Raw genomic sequence first — 23,503 nt, forward strand, 5'->3', positions numbered from 1 at the left:
TTCGCGGCCAAAATGTGCCGTTTTGCCCGTTTTTTTTTAGAGGCTGCGTTTATGTTTTTAAATTTGGGCCATGGCAAGCGATTCCTGGCATAAGAATCCAAAGAAGTGGTCCGGCCGCACTCCCGCCCGTGCAGGGAGCTCCGCCGGGCGCGATTTCGTCCCGCACCTCAAGGCCCCGCGCACCGACTTTCCGCTGTTTAACGGGAAGCGCGTAAAGCCTTCGCTGGAAGGCCTCGACAAGCTGTTGCATTACTACGGCGTTGAACTCGAACCCGGGACGCTTGCGCAATTTTGGGAGTTCCATCAGCTGCTGCGTGCAAACAACGACGACCAGGATTTGACGCGCCTCAACGCGTTCGAGACGATGGTGGAGCGCCACTACGCCGACTGCACGCTCATCAACGCCTATGTTCCCGAGTGGCCCGCCCGCATGATCGATGTCGGCAGCGGAGCCGGATTCCCCGGAATCCCGCTCAAGCTCGTGAATCCGCATATCCGTCTTACGCTCTGCGAGCCGCGTCCGAACCGCATCAACTTCCTCAACATGGTCATCGAGAAGATGGGCCTCAGGGGTATCGACGTGTTCGGCCACAAGGTGACGAGCCGGAGCATGACTATCCCGGTCGACGGAGTCATCAGCCGCGCATTCGAATGGATGGAAAAGACGCTGCCTCGCCTCGCGAATTCGCTCAAGGTCGGTGGCCGCGTGTATTTTATGAAGGGTCCGGGTGTCGCCGACGAGCTGAAGGTTTTCCACCCCGAAGATTTCGGCTACAAGCTAATTGCGAAGCACTTCTACACTATCCCGAACAGCACGCAGGACCGCGCACTCGTGATTCTCGAGCGCGTGGAATAAAGCGTAAATATCTGCCTAGAACTTGAACAGCATGCCGAAGCGCATCTGTCCGTCGCGCACGCCGTCGTTGTCGCCCACGTCCATGATGGTCGCGAAGTCGAACTGCAGCATGTCCGAAATCATGAGGCCGAAACCGAAGTCCATCTCGTTACGCTTACCGGTCTGGTCGTAGAGATAGCCGAGGCGGAGTGCGATGGTGTTCGAGTAGATGAATTCGGAACCGACGTTGAAGACGCCCTGCATGAGCGAGTTCTTGAACGCTTCGAATCCGTGGCCTCCGCGTTCGGGATGCCCGATGGATTTCCAGCAGCTGATGTAGAACGGTTCCGGGTTTCCCTTGTCGTCGTCGTAGACGACTTCGCGGTTGTAGTCCGCCGCGATAGTGAGCTTGTAGTCGGCAAGCGAAAGGATTTCGTACGAAAGGCCGAGGCGCCAAGTCAGGGGAATCGGGTCTTCGATGGTCTTGTCCACATAGTAGACGCTCGGACCGATATTCGCAAGGACAAGCGCGAAATTTAGTTTGTCTATGAATAAGTCTTTCTTGAGTACGCCGATGTCGAATGCATAGCCGAAGGTGGTCGCTTCTTCTTCGCCAGCGCCCGCTCCGGAACTCAGGTCGGAATAGAATAACTTGATGCTGAGGCCCAGGCCCCAGTTGTTCGGGAATCGCGTGCCATAGCTTACGCCGCCGACGATTTCGGAACTGTTGTAGGCTACGAGGTCGTCCATGTCGACATCGCCGGAAACGACTGTCGAACCGAAGCTCACGAAATTCACGAAGAACCCGAGCGTTCCCCATTCCGCAATGGGAATGGTCATGCCCCCGAAGAGGTGGTAGAGGTCGGGAATGTTGAGGACGGGCAAAAGCTTTTCGTAGAAGGCGACAAGCTGGTAGTCGGCGTCCTTGTAGAGTTCCATGCCGTTTGCTGTGCTGAACCAGACGTCTCCGCCCTGCGGCAGGACCTTCCAGACCTTGTTCGTGGAAAGGCCGTTGCCGGAATGGAAGTGGAGCCACTCGTCGTCCTTCTTGACGCTGCCTTCCTGTTCGGCGACTCCGCGTTCAAGTTCGGCCTTGCGTCCGCTTGCGGTCGCGTAGTCCGGCAGGTGGCGCCACACGCCCTTGTCGGTAGCAATCCAGATGTGTCCCTTCTGGTCGACGGAGATGTCGTTCACCACGTTCCCTTCGAATTTCACCTGTTCCCACTTGCGCAGGTTGAAGTGGCTTAGCCCCCCGTTATGCGCAGCCCATACATGGGCGGAACTGTCGACGGCGAGTGCGGTCGGGTGCAAGTCCATGATGCCGTCCTCTTCGTTGAAGAGGCTCCAGCGGTCCTTGTCGTTTACGCTCTTCTTGGGAACGAGCCTTGCGATGCCCGCTCCGTCGACTGCGACGAAAAGTTCCTTGCGGCTTTCCGACCACACGAGGTCGTTGATCTTTTGGCTCGGGAGCACCTTGCCCTTCTGTTCGAACTGGCCGTTACGGTAGAGGAAAAGTCCGTTGTCGGTGCCAATCCAGAGCGAGGCTCCCTGGTTTTCGAGCGCAGTGATGCGGTGGGAACCGAGTTCGCTCTCGTAGCTCTTCCAGGCCTTGCCGTCGAAGCGGTAGAGCGCCTTCGGGGTGCCCACCCAGAGCTTTTCGGTGCGGCTCTCGTAGAGGATGGCAGTAATCGTATCCTTCACGACGAGGTCCCAGGGAATCTTCACTTCCACGACGTGCGATTCGTCGTCGGCGTTCTTGATGTCGTTGAATTTCTTGACCTGGCGGGTGTATTCGTCGAGTCCGCGTTCGGTGCCCGCGAATACGCGCACGGCGTCTTTCACCTTCGCGTTGCCCTGGAGCGTGACGGTGTGGTAGTTGATCCACTGTTCGCCGTCGAACTTGAGAATCCCGTTCACGGTGCCGGCCCAGAGTTCGCTCTTGGAGAAGAACCCGTTCTTGGAACGGCTGGCCATGTTGGTGAAGTGCGGGGTCGTCTTGGCATCTGCCGGATACGAGACCTTCCATTCGTCGGAAAGGGGGCCGAACGCAAGTCCTGCGGGGTTGTAGTACATGGCCGACGCGTCGTCGGCGAGGGCTGCTCCCACTTCGCCCATGCCCAGCTGGCGTGCGCCGACGGGCATTTCGAGCGTGATGATGGCAGAACCGGCCGCAAGGGCTATTGCGGGCGCTACGAAAAAGACGAATAGTGCGGGTCTTAGGGAATTAAACAAGTTGCCTCCAGTCCGGGACATCGTAGGTGCTTCCGTGGGTGGGGACCACCGCCTTCCATCCGGACTTGCTGGGGTTTTCCCAGGGCTGCTTGGGCAGGAGCCTGCAGTCGCATCCGAGGACGTAGGGGGGTAGGATTTCTGCGTGGTTGCGGATTTGTTCGCGGGTGATGAAATTCTCCTCGTGGACGAATTTCACGTATTTCTTGCCCTTGGGGCCAAGTTCGATTCGGTAGGTGACGGTGCCGTTCTGGTCGCCTTCGTCGATAGTCTTGATAGTTTCCTCGATGCTCGCCTTCCATTGTTCCAGATACTGCTCTCGCTGTTCCGGGGTGAGCTGTTCCTGCGTTTCGAGCCAGGCACGGATGGAATTGTCCGAGGGCTTCACGGCGGTAATCGATTCGCGGGCGGGACGGACTACGACGGCGTACTTGCCGGAAACGTCGATGACCGGCTTCACTTCTTCCTTTTCGTCGGAGCTGTGGATGACCACGTAGGCGCCGATTCCTGCCAGGATGATGGACAGGATAATGATAACGATGACGATGATGACTGATAGCATAATCTTCCCGTTCTATATTGCAATTTCTCTTTTTTCAAAAAACTAGCATTTTTCTATCTTGTGGGGTAGGAGATTTTATGTCAAAATTGAAGATTTTTCTGATTCTTGGCTTGGCGTGCATGGCTTGGGCGGTTCCGTACAATGTGGAAGTGGTCAAAACCGGCGATGGCGACGAGATTCGTGCGGGCCAACTGATCAAGGTGCACTACAAGGGTTTTCTCTATGCAGACGTGGCGGCAGATACGGTCAAGCTGGATTCTGCGGTAAAGGCGGCGCCGAAGGACACGTCCGTTGCGGATTCCGCTTCGGAAAAGCCGACCGCGACGGGCCCTGTTCCGTTTGCCGATACATACGCCAGCGGCGAACCTCTCGAATTCACGATTGGCGTGGGCCAGGTGATTTCTGGGTGGGACAAGGGCCTCCTCGGCATGAAGGTGGGCGAAGTCCGCAAGCTTACGGTTCCTTACACCATGGCGTATGGCGAAAATTCCCTCGAAGGAATTCCTCCCTATTCCGACCTCTACTTCGAAGTGGAACTGGTGGCTGCCGAAAAGCCCATGGAACCCGACGTGTTCCCTGCCGACGTGAACAAGATGAAGTGGCAGGACAAGGACAAGGGCCTCAAGATTTTTGAGGAGAAGGCCGGAACGGGCAAGCCTGCGATGGCCGGCTCGAACCTGAAGGTGCATTACACGGGCTGGCTCCTGAGTGGCCGCAAGTTCGGAAGTTCCAAGGATCTCGGCAAGCCTTTCGAGGTGGTGCTTGGCGCGGGCAAGATGATCAAGGGCTGGGAAATAGGCCTCGACGGCATGCGCGAAGGCGGCGTGCGCTGGCTGCGTGTGAGTCCGTCCATGGGCTATGGAGCCACCGCGTTTACGATGATTCCGCCGAACTCCACGCTCGTGTTCCGTGTCGAACTTGTTGAATCGATGGTCGATCCCGAGATTGCCGCCAAGATGGATTTCTTCCCCGATACGACGACGCTCTCTTTCGAGAACGGCTCCGAGGGTCTCCGCTATGCGGTCATCCAGCAGGGCGAAGGCGAACCTGCCAAGGCCGGTGCGAACGTGAAGGTGCATTACACGGGCTGGCTCACGAACGGATACAAGTTCGATAGTTCCCGCGACCGCGAACAGCCTTTCTCCTTCCCGCTTGGCGGTGGACGCGTTATTCGCGGATGGGACCTTGGCGTGGCGGGCATGCTCCCGGGTGAAAAGCGAATCCTCATGATTCCGCCCGGACTCGGTTACGGAAGCCGTGGCGCAGGTCCGATTCCAGGCGGCGCGACCCTCATTTTCGCGGTGGAGTACCTGGGCGAGTAATGTTCAAAATCCTGTTCGAAAAGCTGAAGGAAGCGTTCGCGTCCGTATTGCCTGTGACGCTGATTGTCCTTGTGCTTTCGTTCACGCCGCTCGTTGATTTTTCGCTCAAGGAGCTTGTCGTCTTTTGTGTGAGCGCTGTGTTCCTGGTAGTGGGAATCGGCCTTTTCAACCTGGGCGCCGACCTCGCCATGACGCCGATGGGCGAACATGTGGGTTCGGGCCTTACCAAGTCGCGCAAGCTTTTGCTGCTCCTTTCGGTCTGCTTCGTGATGGGAGTGCTGATTACGGTTGCGGAACCTGACCTCTCCGTGCTTGCCGAGCAGGTGAAGAACGCCGTGGAACCTGTGCTCCTGATCGTGACGGTCGGCGTGGGTGTTGGGCTCTTCCTGCTCCTTGCCATCGTGAAGATTGTGTGGCGCAAGGACCTTTCTTCTATCATCATCTTTTTCTATATGGTGCTGTTCATGCTCGGAATGCTGATGCTTACCTTCGGCAAGGAGCAGTTCGTGCCGCTCGCCTTCGATTCCGGCGGCGTGACGACCGGCCCCATCACGGTGCCGTTCATCATGGCGCTCGGCGTGGGCGTCGCCGGCGCCATCGGCGGCAAGAATGCGAACGAGAACAGCTTCGGCCTAATCGCCCTCTGCTCCATCGGCCCCATCATCGCACTCATGGGCCTTGTGCTTTTTTCGAAGGGCGACCTCACGTACCAGCTCTCTCCGGCAAGCTATTCCATCGATGCGAACCTCGGCGAAAACTTTGTCCCGGCGCTTGCGGCAGTCGCCAAGGAAGTTCTCGTGGCGCTTGGACTCATTGTCGGATTCTTCATGGTTCTGCAGTCCGTGGCGCTTAGGCTTTCGAAATCGAAACTCATGCAAATCGCTTTCGGCATCGGTTACACGTTTGTCGGTCTCGTCGTCTTCCTTACGGCGGTGACGGTCGGGTTCATGCCCATCGGTTTTGAACTCGGAATGGAGCTTGCGAAGTTGCCTCGTGCGCTGGTCGCATCCGGATTTGTAATCGGCATGGTGGTCGTGCTTGCGGAACCCGCTGTCCACGTGCTCAACAAGCAGGTCGAGGATATTACCGGTGGCCTCGTGAGCAAGCGTTCCATGCTCGTCGCGCTTTCGGTAGGTGTCGGACTTTCCATCGGACTTTCGATGATCCGCATCATTGTAGGCTTCCCGATAATCTACTACCTCATTCCCGGTTACTTTATCTCGCTTGCGCTTTCGTTCTTTGTGCCCAAGCTTTATACGGCCATTGCCTTTGACTCGGGCGGCGTCGCGAGCGGTCCGCTTACGTCGAGCTTTATCCTTCCGCTTTCTATCGGAGCGTGCTCCGTGATTCACGATGGCGGACAGTCCGTGTTGAGCTATGCGTTTGGCATTGTGGCCATGGTCGCGATGACCCCGCTCATCACAATCCAGGTGCTTGGTTTCAAGGCTATCGCGACAAACAAGCTGAAGAACCGCATGATGATGCGCCGCATCCAGGACGCCGACGACGAGCAGATTATAGATTTTGTGTAGGTTGGAATATGGCAGAATCCAAGAGAACAGGAATCGCGAGAAGGTTTTACGGGAAGGCGGATGGACGTTCGCGTGTATCCATGAATCGTCTCAAGATTCTCGTTACCATCGTGAACCGTGCGAAGGCGGACTTCTACATGGACCATATCCAGTCCTTCGGGGTGAACATGCAGATGGTCGTGTTCGGCCATGGTACCGCCCCGCGCGAAATTGCGACGGCGATGGGCCTCGCGGATTCCGAACGCGCTGTCATTTTCAGCGTTATCGGCGAAAACCACCTGCGCGCGGCCCTCGACAGCCTCGCCGAAAAATTCAAAACGATTGCGGGGGGCAAGGGGATTGCCTACACCATCCCGATGTCGAGCATCATCGGCAAGTCCATCTTCAACTTCCTGAGCGACAACCGCGATGCGGTACGGAGGAACGAAAAATGAGCGGATTCAACCACGAAGTTATCCTGTGCATTGTGAATAACGGTTTCTCGGAGACCGTGATGGAAGCGGCGAAGGATGCCGGCGCGCGCGGAGGCACAATCCTGAATGCGCGCGGTACGGCGAACAAGGAGGCGGAATCGTTTTTCCACATCGCCATCCAGCCCGAAAAGGAAATCGTGATGATTCTCGTGGATGCAAAAATCAAGGATGCCGTGCTCCACGCCCTCTACCAGAAGGCGGGCCTCGACACGATGGGGCAGGGTATTGCTTTTTCGATACCCGTGGAAAATGTCGTCGGTCTTACGCCGTGGAAAACGGAACCGAAGGAAGGCGACAAGGCCGCGGAAAAGAAAGCGGATTAGTTATTATTTGTCCGTAGAAGTTTTTTATGCCGGATTGGCGAGGAGTACATTATGAAGTTGTATAAAAAGTTTGTCTTGGGCCTGCTTGCCTTTGCGTCCCTCATGATGCTCGGCTGTGCGAATCCGAATGCGGTTTCCATCCGCAAGCATTTCTGGCTGGGAGATTACTACGTGAAATCGCCGGTGCCCGAAGCCGTGGAAATCGACATCCCGTTCAACTTCGGCTATTATCAGGAGTGGGGCTATCGCTTCGAGGCCTTTTCCATGGAACAGAGGGTGTTCAAGGTGTCCCTGCAGCAGCACGGCGTCACGCTGAACTACCGCGGCATGCCTGCATCTTTCTTGGACAAGGATTCCACGTTCAACCCGCCCCCGATGGCGAATGCGGAAGCCTTCGTGAAATACTTCCTGCAATGGGACAGCGACTATTCGTTCAACACGTTCGATCCGCTGAAGGGCGGGAAGGTCGTTTCCGCTCGCTATGACACCGAAAAACAATTTGGCGTTATCAACATGGTTGGAGTGAAAGGCTACAGGGAGAGCGTGGGAGCCATGCTCACGGCGAACAACAACCTGTTTGTAGTCATGGCTAGTTCGTTTGCTGGCGCCGACCTCGAAACTTACGTCGTGCGTGCGATGAAGTCAATTTCGTTTGAGAAAAACTGATTCTAGGGGGAGCCCATGAACGTCCTCATCTATTTCCTGTTTGCCCTTTCCGGGTTCGCTGGCCTCATATACGAAGGTTCATGGGCGCGGTACCTCAAACTCTTTCTCGGGCATTCCAGTTACGGCCAGGTGCTCACGCTCTGCATCTACATGGGCGGGCTTGCCATAGGCAGCTTTGTCGCGGGCAAGATGGTCGAGAAGGTGAGGCGCCCGCTGCTCGGGTATGCCGCGGTGGAACTTGCCATCGGGATTGGCGGTGTGGCCTACCACCCGCTCTACAACCTGCTCACGGGGTTTTTCTTCGATAGCGAATGGGTGGCGGGCCTCGGGTTCACGGGCGCGGAAATAGCAAAGATTGTGCTTGCCACGGGTTCGACCCTCCCGATTGCGATTGCGGTGGGTATGACCTTCCCGTTCATTGCGGCGGGTCTCATGCGCAAGAGCGGCGCGGAGGTTTCGCTCCCGATGCTCTACTTCACGAACAGTTTCGGTTCCGCTATTGGCATCCTTTTCACGAGCTACATGCTCATCCCGGTTCTCGGGAATCACGTTACCTTGTGTGTAGCCGCGTCCATAAACTTCCTGCTTGCCGCTATTTTCGGGTATATTGGGTTTACCACGTCGCCGAACCACGAGGATGACGAGGATGAACTTCCAGGCGATGCCGCCGAGGGGGTAAGTGTTGCCCGCGAGCCCCTGAACGAGGACTACGCGGCAGAACACAAGCTTGCGATGCCCCCGAAATCCACGTGGTTCTGGATTGCGGGCATCACCGGCCTCACTTCGTTTGTCTATGAAATCGTGTGGATTCGCCTGCTGAGCCTCCTGATGGGGTCGTCGAGCCACAGCTTCGACCAGATGCTTTCGGCGTTCATTCTCGGGCTTGCCATAGGCAGTGCCGTCTCGGGCAAGCTCCTGAAGAAGGATTCCCTCGTCGTGCTCTCGATGGCGCAAATCCTGATGGCCTTCTTTGCGCTCTGCACGCTCTACTTCCACAAGCCGTTCTGGGAGATGATGAACGAGGCAAACCAGATATTCAACCCCACGAATGACGGTTACGTTTGCTGGAGCCTCTTCAAGTATGCGCTCTCCGTGCTGTGGATGGTTCCCACGAGCTTCTTTGCGGGCATGACGCTCCCGCTCATTACGATTATCCTCACGCGCGCCTTCAAGAGCGAAGCTCCCATCGGGAAGGTCTACGGCTGGAATACGGTCGGCTCGATTCTCGGTTCTGCGGGTGGCGGTCTCCTGCTGCTTCCGCTGCTGCAGCTCAAGGGCGCTCTCGTGCTCGCCGCGGTTCTCGACTTCGCGATAGGCTTCGCGTTGCTTGTCGTTTATCGCAAGCGCTTCCGCTACAGCGTCGCGTTCTACGTGATTTGCGCCTTCATGGTGTTGCCCTCCATCTTTGTGAATTTCGACCCGCACCTGATTACCTCGGGCGCGTTCCGTGCCTACAAGAACCTCCATCCGGACGAGAAGATTATCGTACGCGACGGCAAGACGGCGACCATCAGTTTTCACGAATCCAACGTGCACTACTACATCAAGACGAACGGCAAGGCGGATGCGAGCCTCGGCAAGGACCGCTCGCGCCCCATCGAGGGTGACGAACTGACCCAGGCCGCGACCGCGTTCATGCCCATGGCCGTGAAGGATAAGCCCTACGATGCCGCGATGGTCGGCTTCGGAAGCGGCATGGGCGCACACTACCTGCTTGCCGACCCGCTCCTGAAGGATTTCGACTGCGTGGAAATCGAGCAGGAGATGATGGACCTCGCGAAGGGATTCTACCCGTGGAACTCCCGCGGTTACGATGACCCGCGCATCCATATCTACATCGACGATGCGCAGACGTTCTTCCTCACGAACCGCCGCAAGTACGACCTCATGATCAGCGTGCCCTCCAACCCGTGGGTCTCCGGCGTGGCTAGCCTCTTCAGTCACGAGTTCTACACCAAGATGCGCCGTTACATCAAGCCGGGTGGCCTGTGGGTGCAGTGGATACAGACCTACGAGTTCAACGACCAGCTGTTCCTGAACATATTGAAGGCGCTCGATGTCGCGTTCCCGTACGTGAGCCTGTACAAGGCGCCGGAAGAACCCGACATCATCATTATCGCAAGCGACGAGCCCGTTTACCAGAAGGCGATTTCGCGCTTCAGCACCGACTCCACGCTCGTGAAGGAATTCGAGCGCATCCACCGCGACCCGGAATTCTTCGGCGAACAGAACTTCCTGTTCACTTCCAAGATGGTGCAGTCGCTCATGGACGGCGTCGCGCCGAACAGCATCTTTACGCCGATGGTCGACAACAAGGCGGAGGAAGCCCGCTTCGTACATTCGCAGGCGCATATCGTGCAGGTGTTCGACAGCTGCGAAGTGTGCTGGCCCGAATACCTCGATTCCGCGGAGAACGCGCTACGCCGCCCCGCCCGCGTGAAGCAGATGATGCAGAATGCGGTTGACCCTTACAAGCAGCTCGCGCTGAACGCCTACCTCGACGACGTGCAGGCGAAACTCGATTCCGCGAGGGGATTTACGCACAGCGAGCCCGATTCCGTCTCGACGCTCTCGGCCATGCCTGCACTGCCGGCCGCTGCGGAATCTTCACCTCTGTGGGTCAAGTTCCGTGTCGACTATATCGAGTGGATCCGTGGGGTCCCGCTGGAAGCCCGCGATACGAACGAGGTCTACGTGAAGGTCCGCACGCTCGTGAACGAGGGTGCCTTCCCGTCATCGTTTGTCGACGAGTTCAACATCATGGAATGCGCCCGCACCAAGGATTACCAGACTGCGGCCCGCCTCGTTGCGGACTTCTACGAGAAGTACGAGATGAAGGCGATGGACGAGTTCTTCCTGCGCAATGCGCTGCTCATCGCGATGCTTGCGGGAGAGTCTGAACTTGCGAACGCCATCTACGTCGATGCCATCAAGGAACATGAAAGCTTCTTCCCGGTGGAAAAGTTCCTGATCGAACGTGAAATCGTGAAGCTGCGCCGTGCGGCGCTGAAACGGCAGGTCAGCCGCTAGAACATGAAGCTTGCGCCCGCGGTCACGTAGAACGTGAGGAAGTTCGAGTTTTCGAAGGTGCGCTCGGCGTTGATGGTTGCGTTGAGAAGGTTCGTGAACCCTTGCGTCACGCGGAGGTTGAGGTGGACCCAGCGCGTAAGCATGTATCCGAAATCTGCGGTCCCGCCAATTTCAAAGCTGTTGGTCTTGATGGTGTTATCGCGCCTGGTGTCATCGCCCGAATCCATGTTCTGGTTGAATTCGGAAGAGGAGGTGAGCGCAAGGCCGAGGTTCAGGCCGAGGCCGACGAAAATGTTGTAGTCGACAAAGGTGTAGCGCACGATGAGCGGGATTTCGAAGAGCATGATGTCGAGGCTTGCATCGTTGTCGCCGAAATCGGTGTCGATGGCGTATTTGTAATGCCGGTAGTTGAAGACCAGTTCGGGCACCATGCTCAGGTTCTTGACCCCGAGCGGCATCTGGACCATGAGGCCTGCTGCACCCTGGTAGCCGATAGTCCAGCCTTCGGTCTCGCCGCCGAAGAACGTGTTGATGCCGGCGCTTCCGCGGACACCCAACAGGATGGCGCGCGCAAAGCCTTCGGTACGCTGGCGGTTGATTTCGGCCTTGGAAGTCTTCTCCTTGCGGTATTGCGCATATTCGGCGGCGTAATCTTCGTCGCCCGCGAATTCGCTTGCAGTGGAACCGTCGTAGGTCTCGTTTCCGGAACCGCTGCTGGATGTTGATTCGGAGGAGTCGTCGAATTCGTCGAAATCGACTGCAAATGCAGATGCCGAAGAGAGCAGCAGGGCGGAAACCAGGAAGGGGAGGACTTTCGATTGCATGCTAGAATAATAATAAATACGAAGTTGAACCTAGGTTAACCTGATAAATCTTTCGTGTAAAATAAAAATGTTTTCGCGAAAAAGACTCTGGCAAACTTTTTTTTACTAGGAAAGGCCCGTAGAAACCATGAAAATGGCTCCTTTTTGGGGCTTTTTGTTTCAAGTTTTGCTAGAGGAGGAAGGAGACGCCGACGGTCACGTGCAGGCCGTAAAGCGTGGTCTTCAGCATGCTCGTTTCGGCGATGACGTCTTCGTTCAGGAGGTTCGTGAAGTTCTGCAGGAACCTCACGTCGACGGTGACGTTTCTTGCGATGAAGTAGCCCAGGTCCACGATACCGCCAAGTTCGAGAAGGGCGGCGGGAAGCGTGTTGTCGTGGGGATCCTCTTCCTCGATGCCCTTCTTGGTATCGATTGTTTGCTTGAACGTGGAGACGTCGGTGAGCTTGAGCCCGAGGTCGAAGCCGAGCCCCACGAAGAAGTTGCCCTCGTTGATGGCGTAGCGCAGGATGACGGGTATTTCGAAGAGTGCGATGCTGATGGTGGCTTCGTCGCTTTCGCTGTAGTCGTCGTAGACGAATTCGGCTTCGTAGTTGTAGCGGCGGTAGCTGAAATCCAGTTCTACGACGGAGGATAGACCGCCGTTGCCGATGTTCATCTGCGCAATCAGGCCGCCGGTCACTTCGATACCCAGGTTCCAGTCTTCGGCGTTGTGACCGAAGGACTTGTTGATGCCCGCTCCAAGGCGGAATCCCAGTTCGATAGCCTTGGTGAAGCCTTCGCGGCTTGCGCGGGAGATGTCGGAATTCTCGTTGATGTAGCGGTCGTAGGTGTCGTCGTCCTCGTCGTCATCGTCGCTTGTGGTGGTGTTGTCCTTGCATTCGGGAAGCAGGGAATCGGCGGGGGTGCAGTCTTCTTCCTCGTCGTCGTTTTGGGCGACGGCCTTTGGCTGCTGAGGCTCGGGTTCTGTGCTGGGTTCTGCGTTGGCGTCCGTAACGGGTGCTTCGCTGACCGCTTCACCGCATCCGTCCCCGATGCAGGAAGGCGCTTGCTCGTCGTTCCCGTCGTTCATTTCGGTGCTGCCACCATTCTGCGAGGCAATCCACGCGGAATCGACCTCGGCTTCATATTCCTGAGCGGCGGCAAAGGAACAGAAAAATCCCAGAAAAACGATGACGATGGATGCCCTGAACAACTTCATGGCCCCAAATTTAAAAAAATAGGTGCCGGTATGAAAGGGCTTCCTGAAAATTCTCTGTTGTAAAAGATTGTTTTTTTTCTAGATTTCCCGCTGAAAAAATTAAGGACATAAATCATGGCAAAGTATAATCCGCAAGAGATCGAAACCAAGTGGCAAGCCTACTGGGAAGAACATCAGACTTTCAAGACGGGCACCGATAAGTCCAAGCCCAAGTATTACTGCCTGGACATGTTCCCGTACCCGAGTGGCGCAGGTCTCCATGTGGGCCACCCCGAAGGCTACACCGCAACAGACATCATCTGCCGCTACAAGCGCAGCCGCGGTTTCAATGTGTTGCACCCGATGGGTTGGGACGCTTTCGGCCTCCCTGCCGAACAGTACGCCATCCAGACCGGTACGCACCCGGCCATTACCACCAAGAAGAACTGTGACAATTTCCGCCGCCAGATCAAGCGCCTCGGTCTCTCTTACGACTGGAACAAGGAAGTCAACACCACCGACCCGAAGTATTACAAGTGGACGCAGTGGATTTTCAAGCGCCTTTACGGCACCTGGTTCGATGAAGACCAGCAGAAGGGCCGCCCCATCGAAGAACTCCCGATTCCTGCCGATGTCGAAGCCAAGGGTGTTGCTGAAGTCCGCAAATACAAGGATTCCAAGCGCCTCGCTTACTACGCCGACGCTCAGGTGTGGTGGTGCAAGCACTGCAAGATTGTTTGCGCGAACGAAGAAGTCTTGAACGACGGTTCTCACGAAAAGTGCGGCACCAAGGAAGTCGAACGCCGTAACCTCAAGCAGTGGCTCATGCGCATCCCGCTGTATGGCGACCGCCTGCTGAAGGGCCTCGACAAGCTCGACTGGCCGCAGGGCGTGAAGGACATGCAGAAGAACTGGATCGGCAAGAGCTACGGTGCCGAAGTGGACTTTGCCATCGCCGATGCTGAAGGCAAGCCGACTGAAAAGAAGCTCCGCGTCTATACCACCCGTTGCGATACGCTGTTCGGTGCAACCTACATGGTTGTGGCTCCGGAACATGCGATGGTGCCGGAACTCACGACCGCCGAACAGAAGGCCGCCGTGGAAGAATACGTGCACGCCGCCGCCTTGAAGAGCGACCTCGACCGTACGGAACTCGCCAAGGAAAAGACCGGCGTGTTTACCGGTAGCTACGCCGTGAACCCGCTCACCGGCACGAAGATTCCGGTGTGGGTCGCTGACTACGTTTTGACTGGCTACGGCACCGGCGCTATCATGGCCGTGCCCGCTCACGATACCCGCGACTTCGATTTCGCGAAGAAGTTTAACCTGCCGGTTATCTGCATCATGGAACCCGATGCAAGCTGCCCCGAAGACGTACGCCCGAAGGTTCTCGCAGGGGACGCCTGCTGGGCTGCCGACGGCACCTACATCAACAGCCAGAACGACACGCTTTGCCTGAACGGCCTCAACAAGAAGCAGGGCATCGCGAAGGTCATCGAATGGCTCGAAGCGAACAAGATTGGTAAGGCCACCGTGAACTACAAGCTCCGCGACTGGCTCTTCAGCCGCCAGCGCTACTGGGGCGAACCGTTCCCGATTATCCACTGGGAAGATGGCGAAATCTCTACTGTGGACGATGCCGAACTTCCGGTGCTGTTGCCGGAACTCAAGGACTACAAGCCGGGTGACGGCGGACAGTCCCCGCTCGCAAACGCCACCGAATGGCTCCGGGTGACCGACAAGAACGGTCGCAAGGGTATCCGCGAGACGAACACCATGCCGCAGTGGGCAGGCAGCTGCTGGTATTACCTGCGCTACATCGACGCCTGCAACGGTGACGCCTTCGTCGCTAAGGAACTTGAAAAGTACTGGATGCCGGTCGACCTCTACGTGGGCGGTGCCGAACACGCCGTGCTCCACCTGCTCTACAGCCGCTTCTGGCACAAGGTTTTGTTCGATCTCGGCCTCGTCTCTACCGACGAACCGTTCCAGAAACTCTTCAACCAGGGCATGATTCTCGCCTTCGCTTACGAAGATGCCGCGGGCTCCAAGGTCCCGACTGACGAAGTCGAAGAAAAGAACGGCAAGTTCTTCAAGAAGGGCACTGACATCGAGCTCAAGCAGATCGTGGCGAAGATGAGTAAGTCCCTCAAGAACGTGGTGAACCCGGATGACGTTGTCCGTGATTACGGTGCCGACAGCCTTCGTTTGTACGAAATGTTCATGGGCCCGCTCGACGCCGTGAAGCCGTGGCAGACCAAGGGCATCGAAGGCATGAACCGCTTCCTCGGCCGCGCCTGGCGCTCCGTGGTGGGTGACAGCGATGAAGCTCCGGTCTTTGTGGATGAAACCGCTCCGGAAGCCATCGAGAAGGTGATGCACCAGGCCGTCATCAAGGTCACGAGCGACATCGAGAACATGAGCTTCAACACCGCGATTAGCCAGCTGATGATCTTCAACAACGAAATGATGAAGATGGACAAGCGCTACCGCGAACCGTGTGAAACCTTCGTCAAGCTCTTGCACCCGTTTGCCCCGCATATCGCCGAAGAAATGTGGAGCATCCTCGGCCACAACGAATCCCTCACGAACGTCGCCTGGCCGGTCGCCGACCACTCCAAGGCTGTGGAAAACACCGTGGAAGTCGTGTTCCAGGTGAACGGCAAGGTCCGCGCGAAGGCATCTGTCGCGAAGGACATGGACAAGGCCGCCCTCGAAAAGCTCGCCATGGACAACGACCGCGTGAAGGAGTTTATGGCTGGCAAGACCGTCGTGAAATCTATCGTGGTGCCGGGCAAGCTCGTGAATATCGTGGTCAAGTGACGCGACCAAGGGTCGCGTCATCCTGAGCGGAGCCCGTAAGGGCGAAGTCGAAGGATCCAGACCCGAATGTCATCCTGGAGCGTCCGTGAGGACGCGATAGGATCCATAAAAATTCAGACCGTAGCCTAACCGCTGCGGTCTTTTTTTTCACCCTCCGCAAAACATAAGCGACTCAGCAATCCCCACGAAAATCAGGAACGGAAGAACCTTCAACAACAGGGTAATGGCGCAGGCGTCTCCTGCGCCTTCTTCCTATTTCTTGAACAAATCGCTGTGCGAACCTGTTCGCGTCAGCGTCAATATGAGCGCATTGCCCGAAATTCTTTACTTGTCGAGAATGTCCTTAATCATTGCGTTTGCGTTCTTGTAGGATTTGGCCTTGCGTTTTCCTGACGCGATTTCGTTTGCTTCGGCTATGGCGGCGATAGTCTCGTCGTTGGGAGTGTCAAGGGCAATCTCGAAAGGGATCTTGCGGAGACGGACGACCTGCTTCAAGAAAACGGTAATTGCCGTGGACATGTTCATCCCGAGCTGGTCGAACAGGGTTTCGGCTTGCGTTTTGAGCTTTGAATCGATTCTTGCGCTGATTGTATTCATTGTGGTTCCCATAAAATGCTCCTTTTTACTAAAATTTATATAAAAGTTAGTAAAAGAGTAATACAGTGTATTAAGTTTTATCCGTTTTTACCCGCTACAGAACATTAAAGACGCGAAAATCCCCACGAAAATGAGTATTGGCAGCACTTTCAGCAGCAAGGTAATGGCGCAGGCGTCCCCTGCGTCACCAGCCCCGAAAAGAGCCGATATGTCCCCAAAGGGGACCATAGCTACTAAACAGCAAAGCTGCAAGTAGCTGGAGGCCTAGCACGATAAGGAAAGTTACCAGCATAGAACCTCGCTCCCTATAAATATATAAACGAGGGGATGTCATAATATGACATAGGCTGTTTTTTGAAAAAAGAAAACCCCGACTCGTTAGAGCCGGGGCAATTTCTTTATGGATTGCTTCGGGACTGGCGCCCCTCGCAATGACGAAGAAGCAGCTTATGCCTGCTTATAGCTCTCCATCGCTTCCACGCTCAAGCTCTTCACGAAGTTGTAGTGCTTCGCGACTTCGGCTTCGGCGAGGTTCAGGTACACCTTCACGCTCTTGTCGAACAGTTCAGGCGACTTGGTGGCGTCGCGGAGGAGGAGCTGGCTCATCACGCAGTTGGCGGCGAGTTCGTAGAGGTGGCGGCTGCAGAGGTCGGTGAACTCGTTGTTGTTCGCTGCCTTCACAGTTTCGATGGCTTCGTTGAACTTCGCGTCCATAGCCTTAGCGCGGGCCTTGAGGCTCTCGTATTCGGCGGCCACTTCGCCCGCTTCCAGTTCCTCGAGCATCTGGCTGTAGGTGCCGGTGTTGATGTGCGGGAGGGCGGCAACCGTCTGCAACTGCGTCGTGCCTTCGTAAATGGAGGTGATGCGTGCATCGCGGTAGAGGCGCTGGCAAGCGTATTCGAGCATGTAGCCGGAACCGCCGTGAACCTGGATGCTGTCGTAGGCGTTCAGGTTGGCGTATTCGGAGTTCATGCCCTTGGCGAGTGGAGTGCATTCGCTGGACATATGCTATGACGTCGCGGGCTACAAGTTTACCATTCGTTCTAGCTTCGACATGATGATGGACCCGGATTCCGGCGACATCATTCTTAAGCTACAAAACGACAGCGTCAAGACCTCCAAAAGCTGATGGGAACATGCCGCTTGCTCTGAAAAATGAACCGTCAATTTATAATGGGTTGCCCGCGAAAGGGCAACCTTTTGTATATTTTGTATGTAAACTGAAATAGGAGGATAGAATGGTGAAAAAATTTTTGATGGCGGGCATTGCGGCGTGCCTGTTTGCCGCTTGCGATGAATCAACTTCGTCACAGGCTCCGGAACAGGAAGAAGTTGTTGCGGTGGAAAGTTCGTCGGGGGATGACTCGATCGTTTCGTCATCGGGAACAGAAAGCTCTTCGTCGGAAAATGTGGCTGGCTCCTCGGCGACGGATCCCGCTGCAAGTTCTTCGTCCCAGGAGGCACAGACGAGTTCCGCATCGCAGGAACAGGCGACCAGTTCTGCAACGGCCGCCCCTGAAAGTTCCTCTTCCGAAAGTTCCAAGGTGCCGCGCTACGACAAGCTGCCTTTCGATACCACGGGCGTAAAACCGGACGTGTACGACTTTGTACCTGTTGATACGGGCGCAAAGCAAGAAACGTACAAGTATGAACCGATTGATGAATCGTACTATGCATCGTATGGTGAAAACGCGAAAAATATCCGCTGGGTATATCCGAGAGACTATGAAGGATACTGCTATATCATAGATGAACCGAACGGGGAGTACGGTGGCGGATTCATGTCTACGTCGGCCTATTTGGAAAGGGTCGTCATTGTTCAGGATGATTCGCTGCTATATGCCGATTTGTACGAATGCTCCGACTATGTCTGGGACGGTTGCCGTAACTCCAAGGATGCCTACCTGGCAAAAATCAAGGTCGGCGATGACGTCTATTATTACAGGGAATTTGAAGATGAGCTAAAGCTTGTGCAGCTGACGGATTCTACGGTGTCCGAATGGACTGTCAAGAATCCAAGCTATGTTGCGCCGGTTGTCGAATCCCATAGCGGCTGGCCGAAGAGCATGTTTGCGGACGATGCCCTGGTAACATTTGTCGGCGACGATCCCAATTCCGACTACGCCGATACACTGTACATCGAGAAGTACAATGTGAAAATTACAGACGGCGAAAATACATGGATCTTTGAAAACGATACATGCACGGAACGGGGATATTCTCCTGCCTCCGACCTGAGCGCAAGTGAATCCTGCAGCGGGTATATCAAATACCACAACGAATCGAAAGCGTGCATCAAACGCAATCTGGGCACTGCGTCCTTTGTCAGGCTGTGCCGCCCGCAAAAGGACGTGTATGCAAGCTGGAAAGTCTGGTGCATTCTGGATCAAGAAAAACCGGACTGATTTTAAATAGTGCTTGAATGGGGGAAGTGTCCCCCTCGCTTCAGCCCCGGCCAAAATCCCAAAGGTCAGTGAGCCTGCCGAACCGCCGAAGGGCCGGGTCTTCCGCTACCCTCTCTCCTAGGGGTCAAACCCCTAAGACCCCGAAGTGGTAAAATGCAGCTTTCTATTTCACCATCGCAAGTACCTGCTCCTTGGTGACGAAGTTCAGTACTGAAAATGCCGTCATTTGATTACCTAAATCCTTGAACGACGCCCCTACATGATAAACTACGTCATCGACGATGACGAAACGGTCGTGGACTTCGCGCATGTTCTCCAAGTGGACCGTCGGAAATTGCCGATTCAGCCGTGCCTCTTCCTCTCTCATAGCGTGAGTGATTCTAGCGGAATAGATCGTCGCATTCACACCCTTGGCGCGTTTTGCCATAAGCGAAAGAACCATGTCGTTGGCATACGGGTCAATGATGACGATTTCCTTTTTTGCGGAACGCACCAACTGCACTGCGAATTCGTAGCCGCTCCAGTGCGCATGTGCAGGCAACAAACCTTCGCTTGGCGGCAAGTTCGTCTTCACGAAAAAATCCACTTGCTTTTCGAGATTGATTATGCGGGAATCATGGTTCTCCAGCTTGTTTTCGTGAGATATCAGCCGTTGGTTGATGCTGCAACCCCTTAGCAAATGCTCTTTAAGTACTTGATTTGCCCATTGACGGAAACGTGTTCCTTGAATAGACTTTACGCGATAGCCGACTGAAATGATAACATCAAGATTGTAAATCTTCGTTTTGTACTTTTTCCCGTCATTTGCAGTTAGTAAGGATTCCTTACATACTGAATTGGCGTCCAATTCGTGTTCTTGGAAAATATTCTTGATATGGAGGGTGATATTGTTTCGCGTGCTGTTGAACAATTCTGCCATCTGCGCCTGCGTGAGCCATACGGTCTCATTTTCAACACGGACTTCGATATGAAATTCTCCGCCCTCCGGCTGGTACACGACAATCTCATTTTTGCCTGCAACAGGCTGCACATCTTTACTCATCTTATGCTCCTGCCCGCAAACATGCTTGAAATTGCGGGTCTTTTTTCTGTAGTTCAAATATATATTCTTTGGGTGTCATATTATGACAGTTGGGGTAAAAATACCTCCCGGTTTTTTGAAAATTTTAAGCTAATTGTTGTACAAGATTCTCTTGAAAAAATCAATATTTCTCAAAAATTTGGGAAGATGTTCTGCAAGCATATCAGAAAGTTCTGCGGAAAAACAATAAATGTTGACGCGAATGTTGTCATCTTGCCATGGGTAAAAATGGACATCGCAGGAATGGTCTAGATAGGTTTTATTGCAATTTTTACGGCATAGTTTTTCTGTGCCGTTTTTCGCTAAAAAATTGTTTAAAGCGTTATAATGTAGGGTTAATTCCTGGGAAGGGTTTTCCTGGAGTTCATACAGGTGTTTCAAAATTTCTTCAAGTTCTGAAAAAATTGTGAAAGTCTCGTTTGGAGTGTCTTCCCAAGGGACAAGGGGGATTCTATCATAGGATGAGGAGGGCTTGTCTCCTTCGTGGTCGCCGATGATGTGGATGTAATAAATGAGTTTAGAAAAATCTAGAGCTCCGTGATTATTGTCGATTGAGAAAACGTCTTGAACAGTTTCTGTTAATATTTCGCGTCTTAGTTGACGGGTTCTATCATATTTTTCTTGTCCTTTGTAAAACTTCATCTCCCCGATATCGTCATCCCATCCAAGGTGCGTGTATTTTTGATGCTGGCCAGAAGGCATTTTTATGTCATCAATATTGACGGATGCCCCTATGTCTCGTAGCATTTTTTCGGCTGAGGCGCGCTTGCTTTTGTCATTGGCATTTTCATCTTCATCGTCAATGAAATAATCTAGACAAAGATAGGAAGCGATATTTAATTTCTTTATAACATCATTACTTACGGCTTCTTTACTGCCTAATAAAAATCGAGCGACATTTTGGTCGTGCTCTTTTCTACTATATGAAAATGCGTTCAGCGCAATAAGTAAAATTACAAGAATGATTTTATTGCTTCGTATTGACGACATAGATGTTTTTTCCTATTAAAGGAATTTTAAATTCTCCTTTTTTCTTAACCAAGAGAATTCTAATTTCTTCATCATGTGCAGTCATAGAAAATTCAACTGATGGAACTTTGTCAAAATCAATACCATAGGGATTTATGTCCAAATTTAAAATGACTTTAAAATCTCGCAATTGATCAATGAATTCATTTTTGCTTTGATCATAAAAGAGATCGTCGTCATCAGGGCGATTTACCGTAATTGATTTGCGCTTTACATTAGAGAACGTATATTTTTTCCCACTATCATATGTTACTATTAAATCAATTTTTATGCTGTCGGAAACAAATGAAATAGGAAGTTCAAGTTCTTTCCCGTTAAAAGTTACTTCGTTAAAATTAGCTATCTTCAGACCATATTTTTTCCTCAAATGCATATTGGTTAATGATGTTTCTAATAAACGTTTAAGTATATACTCGTTCCATTCGTTCATTAAAGATTTGTCCAGCTTGGCAATGGCAAAAGCCATTTCCATATTAGTTAACAAAGCCTTGTCCAAGGGAAGAGTCTTGTATTTACGTTCTTTTTCTTCGATTTTAAATAATTTTTTTTGGATTTTTTTCTTTTCGTCTGATAGGTCATTAGGAATGTTTTTGTCAATGGGCAAAATAAATTTTGCAAGTAAACTGTCTTGGCGAGAAGAAAGTTCCGCGATGTTACTTCTAAAAATTTTAAACGCTTCTTTTAAATGAATTTTTCGATTTGTAACATCAAGACTTACTAGGTTCATGTAATTTAATCCTGCAAAATATCGGAGTTCCCATTCGTCTTTTGAAGATTCTTTTATTAGTTTATTGTTGTAGTCTTTAATAAAAGCGATTTTTTCCTCGTCCGGCAGGTATTTTGTGCCTGCATCTATAACTTTAAGTAGTACTTTTGCCGCGCTGTGATCAATTGTAAAAAGTCGTACAGGATTTTTTTCGTATTCTTTATAAGCCTGAACACATTTCTCCCAATTGCCATTTGAATAGTAAGCCTCTGCTAAGGCTAAATAATAGGGCTGATAGTGTGCGCCTGTGTAAAGAGCGGCTGTTTCGGAATTCTCAAGCTCTTCCAAAAGGCGTCCTTTCTTGTCGTCTTTTGTAATCTTGAAAAAATTTTGAATAACCTTTTCATTAAGGGATTTTGAAATGTCTGACTCATTGGTTACATCGACTCTGTAGGCCCAGGCTTCTAGACTTTGCTTTTCAAAGACTTTGTAGCGTTTGTCTTCAAGCTCCCATTTCATCTTTAACTCTTCCATTTCTGCACTTGCCATGGCAGACTTGTAACTAGAAATGGAGCGTGCTATCATTGTTCCGACATTGGCAACTAGAAGGTACGGGTTCGGATTTGATAAAGCGAGTCCAATCAATGCCTGGGGATCAGGAATAGATTGATTTATGGCCTCCGCTTTTTTGTTGTCAATAATAAATTGCATGCGCTCTTCTTGTCTAGATAGAAGCGTAAATTCTACAATGTTTTTTTGATATTTTTCAAGAAGATGTTTTGTTATTGGCTTGATACCAAGAACATCGACGTCGTTCATAATTTCGTCTCGAAGCAGGTGGAGCTCATAAGGATTTTTGCGGCTATCTTTTATTCTTTCTGATAGAGAGCCAACATAGTTCAACATCTGAATGTCTTTTTCTTGGTTGTATTGAGCAAACGCTAGAACGCTAGCTGTTAGAAATACAAAAAATGCCCTAGACATCATTTCTCACACCCTGTAAAAAAGGATTAAATGGAATTACGAATGAAATCAAGATTTTCATTGACATTTTTTACTTTTTTTAGAACATCATTGGCTTTGCAGGCTTTTTCACAATCATCCACCTCATCACAGAATACGTTGCCATTCACAAGAAGAAAATTGTCATCGTCAATTAGCAGGTTTATGTTTTTGTCGCTTGAATTAATGTACAATTGGGCGGATGTGAAATTGCCGTCTTCATTGCAATCGGATACAAAGTACTTCATAATTTCTGTTTTTGAATCCGGTGAATATATCCGAAAAAATTTTCTGTCACAGTCTAATTCAAATTCCGTTGGATTGTTTACAATGGAATCGCTCTTGCAACTAATCTGGTTCTTGAAATCTCCAGATTCAACGAATCCACATCCACAAAAAAGTGATGTGGAGAGGACGATTAAAAGTAACTTTTTTTTCATATTATCGTTCCTGTATATTATGCCATTTACAATGGAAATATAAAAAAGGTAAAGATGTATATCCGAGCCTTCCTGTTTTTTGGTGTTAAAAACGGTTTATCAAAAGATGTGATCTACTCAAAAAAATAAACTCGTTGCTGGCGTTTTTTATAAACAAGAACCTCGGTTCATCACCGAGGTTCTTTAATTTTATGGATTGCTTCAGGACTGGAGTCCCTCGCAATGACATGTTAACAGCTTACGCCTGCTTGTAGTTCTCCATCGCTTCCACATCCAAGCTCTTCACGAAGTTGTAGTGCTTCGCGACTTCGGCTTCGGCGAGGTTCAGGTACACCTTCATGCTCTTTTCAAACAGTTCGGGTGCCTTGGTGGCATCGCGGAGGAGCAGCTGGCTCATCACGCAGTTGGCAGCGAGTTCGTACAAGTGACGGCTGCAGAGGTCGGTGA

Annotated in this window: 21 protein-coding genes; 10 read left to right on the plus strand and 11 right to left on the minus strand. The window is 52.6% G+C overall.

Annotation, left to right across the window (positions count from 1 at the left end; all coding sequences use genetic code 11):
- Positions 1-70 precede the first annotated feature (70 nt).
- Positions 71-856 carry a 16S rRNA (guanine(527)-N(7))-methyltransferase RsmG gene (gene rsmG, locus B4B27_RS08780; protein WP_173380966.1) on the plus strand — a complete coding sequence of 262 codons (786 nt, stop codon included), beginning with the start codon at positions 71-73 and terminating at the stop codon, positions 854-856.
- A 15-nt stretch (positions 857-871) separates the two neighbouring features.
- Here rsmG and B4B27_RS08785 read toward each other — a convergent pair whose 3' ends face one another.
- Positions 872-3,067: a PorV/PorQ family protein gene (locus B4B27_RS08785; RefSeq protein ID WP_290725731.1), complete on the minus strand. Its 2,196-nt coding sequence runs from the start codon at positions 3,065-3,067 to the stop codon at positions 872-874.
- On the minus strand, positions 3,060-3,626 hold the full coding sequence (locus B4B27_RS08790; RefSeq protein WP_290725734.1) for a hypothetical protein: 567 nt from the start codon (positions 3,624-3,626) through the stop codon (positions 3,060-3,062). Before B4B27_RS08790 ends, B4B27_RS08785 begins: the two co-directional genes overlap by 8 nt.
- A 77-nt stretch (positions 3,627-3,703) precedes the next feature.
- Between B4B27_RS08790 and B4B27_RS08795 the strand changes: the two genes are divergently transcribed.
- From B4B27_RS08795 to B4B27_RS08820, 6 genes are read left to right on the plus strand one after another with little or no spacing between them, the layout of a single operon-like run.
- Positions 3,704-4,948: an FKBP-type peptidyl-prolyl cis-trans isomerase gene (locus B4B27_RS08795; protein WP_290725737.1), complete on the plus strand. Its 1,245-nt coding sequence runs from the start codon at positions 3,704-3,706 to the stop codon at positions 4,946-4,948.
- A complete protein-coding gene (locus tag B4B27_RS08800) occupies positions 4,948-6,480 on the plus strand; it encodes a DUF1538 domain-containing protein (protein WP_290725740.1) in 1,533 nt (510 codons plus the stop codon). The genes B4B27_RS08795 and B4B27_RS08800 overlap by 1 nt, the downstream gene beginning before the upstream one ends.
- 8 nt (positions 6,481-6,488) lie before the next feature.
- Positions 6,489-6,914, plus strand: a complete 426-nt coding sequence (locus tag B4B27_RS08805; RefSeq protein WP_290725743.1) for a hypothetical protein — start codon at positions 6,489-6,491, stop codon at positions 6,912-6,914.
- A complete protein-coding gene (locus tag B4B27_RS08810) occupies positions 6,911-7,276 on the plus strand; it encodes a P-II family nitrogen regulator (RefSeq protein WP_173366393.1) in 366 nt (121 codons plus the stop codon). The genes B4B27_RS08805 and B4B27_RS08810 overlap by 4 nt, the downstream gene beginning before the upstream one ends.
- Positions 7,277-7,327: 51 nt before the next feature.
- Complete coding sequence (locus B4B27_RS08815) at positions 7,328-7,942, plus strand: hypothetical protein (RefSeq protein WP_173380961.1); 615 nt, start codon at positions 7,328-7,330, stop codon at positions 7,940-7,942.
- A 15-nt stretch (positions 7,943-7,957) separates the two neighbouring features.
- Positions 7,958-10,972 (plus strand): fused MFS/spermidine synthase, encoded by a 3,015-nt coding sequence (locus tag B4B27_RS08820; protein ID WP_290725746.1) that lies wholly within the window; start codon positions 7,958-7,960, stop codon positions 10,970-10,972.
- Here the strand turns inward: B4B27_RS08820 and B4B27_RS08825 are convergent.
- A complete protein-coding gene (locus tag B4B27_RS08825) occupies positions 10,969-11,796 on the minus strand; it encodes an outer membrane beta-barrel protein (RefSeq protein WP_173380959.1) in 828 nt (275 codons plus the stop codon). The genes B4B27_RS08820 and B4B27_RS08825 overlap by 4 nt on opposite strands.
- Before the next feature lie 169 nt (positions 11,797-11,965).
- On the minus strand, positions 11,966-12,994 hold the full coding sequence (locus tag B4B27_RS08830; protein ID WP_290725747.1) for a porin family protein: 1,029 nt from the start codon (positions 12,992-12,994) through the stop codon (positions 11,966-11,968).
- Between the two features lie 114 nt (positions 12,995-13,108).
- On the opposite strand from B4B27_RS08830, the gene leuS reads away from it, so the two are divergent.
- Positions 13,109-15,796, plus strand: a complete 2,688-nt coding sequence (gene leuS / locus B4B27_RS08835; protein WP_290725749.1) for a leucine--tRNA ligase — start codon at positions 13,109-13,111, stop codon at positions 15,794-15,796.
- 324 nt (positions 15,797-16,120) lie between these two features.
- Here the strand turns inward: leuS and B4B27_RS08840 are convergent, their stop codons facing one another.
- Both B4B27_RS08840 and B4B27_RS08845 read right to left on the minus strand, forming a co-directional pair.
- Positions 16,121-16,405: a type II toxin-antitoxin system RelB/DinJ family antitoxin gene (locus tag B4B27_RS08840; RefSeq protein WP_173366288.1), complete on the minus strand. Its 285-nt coding sequence runs from the start codon at positions 16,403-16,405 to the stop codon at positions 16,121-16,123.
- Positions 16,406-16,840: 435 nt separating this feature from the next.
- On the minus strand, positions 16,841-17,365 hold the full coding sequence (locus B4B27_RS08845; RefSeq protein WP_290725751.1) for an acyl-CoA dehydrogenase family protein: 525 nt from the start codon (positions 17,363-17,365) through the stop codon (positions 16,841-16,843).
- Positions 17,366-17,381: 16 nt separating this feature from the next.
- On the opposite strand from B4B27_RS08845, the gene B4B27_RS08850 reads away from it, so the two are divergent.
- Positions 17,382-17,522 (plus strand): hypothetical protein, encoded by a 141-nt coding sequence (locus B4B27_RS08850; protein ID WP_290725753.1) that lies wholly within the window; start codon positions 17,382-17,384, stop codon positions 17,520-17,522.
- A gap of 109 nt (positions 17,523-17,631) precedes the next feature.
- Positions 17,632-18,798 (plus strand): hypothetical protein, encoded by a 1,167-nt coding sequence (locus tag B4B27_RS08855; protein WP_290725755.1) that lies wholly within the window; start codon positions 17,632-17,634, stop codon positions 18,796-18,798.
- A 163-nt stretch (positions 18,799-18,961) separates the two neighbouring features.
- Here the strand turns inward: B4B27_RS08855 and rhuM are convergent, their stop codons facing one another.
- The 5 genes from rhuM to B4B27_RS08880 all read right to left on the minus strand — a co-directional run.
- A complete protein-coding gene (rhuM, locus tag B4B27_RS08860) occupies positions 18,962-19,840 on the minus strand; it encodes a virulence RhuM family protein (RefSeq protein ID WP_290725757.1) in 879 nt (292 codons plus the stop codon).
- Positions 19,841-19,969: 129 nt separating this feature from the next.
- Positions 19,970-20,869: a hypothetical protein gene (locus B4B27_RS08865; RefSeq protein ID WP_290725759.1), complete on the minus strand. Its 900-nt coding sequence runs from the start codon at positions 20,867-20,869 to the stop codon at positions 19,970-19,972.
- Positions 20,847-22,601 (minus strand): hypothetical protein, encoded by a 1,755-nt coding sequence (locus tag B4B27_RS08870; RefSeq protein WP_290725761.1) that lies wholly within the window; start codon positions 22,599-22,601, stop codon positions 20,847-20,849. Before B4B27_RS08870 ends, B4B27_RS08865 begins: the two co-directional genes overlap by 23 nt.
- 23 nt (positions 22,602-22,624) lie before the next feature.
- Positions 22,625-23,056 (minus strand): hypothetical protein, encoded by a 432-nt coding sequence (locus tag B4B27_RS08875; protein WP_290725763.1) that lies wholly within the window; start codon positions 23,054-23,056, stop codon positions 22,625-22,627.
- A 238-nt stretch (positions 23,057-23,294) separates the two neighbouring features.
- A partial coding sequence (locus B4B27_RS08880) for an Acyl-CoA dehydrogenase C-terminal domain-containing protein (RefSeq protein WP_290725765.1) occupies positions 23,295-23,503 on the minus strand: 209 nt, incomplete at its 5' end.

Origin of the sequence: Fibrobacter sp. UBA2449 (genome assembly GCF_002342555.1) — a bacterium.
Classification (GTDB): Bacteria; Fibrobacterota; Fibrobacteria; order Fibrobacterales; family Fibrobacteraceae; genus Fibrobacter.

Bases quoted from the DNA above. Each gene is read 5' to 3' on its own strand.
- rsmG (WP_173380966.1), top strand. From the start codon at position 71: ATGGCAAGCGATTCCTGGCATAAGAATCCAAAGAAGTGGTCCGGCCGC.
- B4B27_RS08790 (WP_290725734.1), bottom strand. From the start codon at position 3,626: ATGCTATCAGTCATCATCGTCATCGTTATCATTATCCTGTCCATCATC.
- B4B27_RS08795 (WP_290725737.1), top strand. From the start codon at position 3,704: ATGTCAAAATTGAAGATTTTTCTGATTCTTGGCTTGGCGTGCATGGCT.
- B4B27_RS08800 (WP_290725740.1), top strand. From the start codon at position 4,948: ATGTTCAAAATCCTGTTCGAAAAGCTGAAGGAAGCGTTCGCGTCCGTA.
- B4B27_RS08805 (WP_290725743.1), top strand. From the start codon at position 6,489: ATGGCAGAATCCAAGAGAACAGGAATCGCGAGAAGGTTTTACGGGAAG.
- B4B27_RS08810 (WP_173366393.1), top strand. From the start codon at position 6,911: ATGAGCGGATTCAACCACGAAGTTATCCTGTGCATTGTGAATAACGGT.
- B4B27_RS08815 (WP_173380961.1), top strand. From the start codon at position 7,328: ATGAAGTTGTATAAAAAGTTTGTCTTGGGCCTGCTTGCCTTTGCGTCC.
- B4B27_RS08820 (WP_290725746.1), top strand. From the start codon at position 7,958: ATGAACGTCCTCATCTATTTCCTGTTTGCCCTTTCCGGGTTCGCTGGC.
- B4B27_RS08825 (WP_173380959.1), bottom strand. From the start codon at position 11,796: ATGCAATCGAAAGTCCTCCCCTTCCTGGTTTCCGCCCTGCTGCTCTCT.
- B4B27_RS08830 (WP_290725747.1), bottom strand. From the start codon at position 12,994: ATGAAGTTGTTCAGGGCATCCATCGTCATCGTTTTTCTGGGATTTTTC.
- leuS (WP_290725749.1), top strand. From the start codon at position 13,109: ATGGCAAAGTATAATCCGCAAGAGATCGAAACCAAGTGGCAAGCCTAC.
- B4B27_RS08840 (WP_173366288.1), bottom strand. From the start codon at position 16,405: ATGGGAACCACAATGAATACAATCAGCGCAAGAATCGATTCAAAGCTC.
- B4B27_RS08845 (WP_290725751.1), bottom strand. From the start codon at position 17,365: ATGAACTCCGAATACGCCAACCTGAACGCCTACGACAGCATCCAGGTT.
- B4B27_RS08855 (WP_290725755.1), top strand. From the start codon at position 17,632: ATGGTGAAAAAATTTTTGATGGCGGGCATTGCGGCGTGCCTGTTTGCC.
- rhuM (WP_290725757.1), bottom strand. From the start codon at position 19,840: ATGAGTAAAGATGTGCAGCCTGTTGCAGGCAAAAATGAGATTGTCGTG.
- B4B27_RS08865 (WP_290725759.1), bottom strand. From the start codon at position 20,869: ATGTCGTCAATACGAAGCAATAAAATCATTCTTGTAATTTTACTTATT.
- B4B27_RS08870 (WP_290725761.1), bottom strand. From the start codon at position 22,601: ATGATGTCTAGGGCATTTTTTGTATTTCTAACAGCTAGCGTTCTAGCG.
- B4B27_RS08875 (WP_290725763.1), bottom strand. From the start codon at position 23,056: ATGAAAAAAAAGTTACTTTTAATCGTCCTCTCCACATCACTTTTTTGT.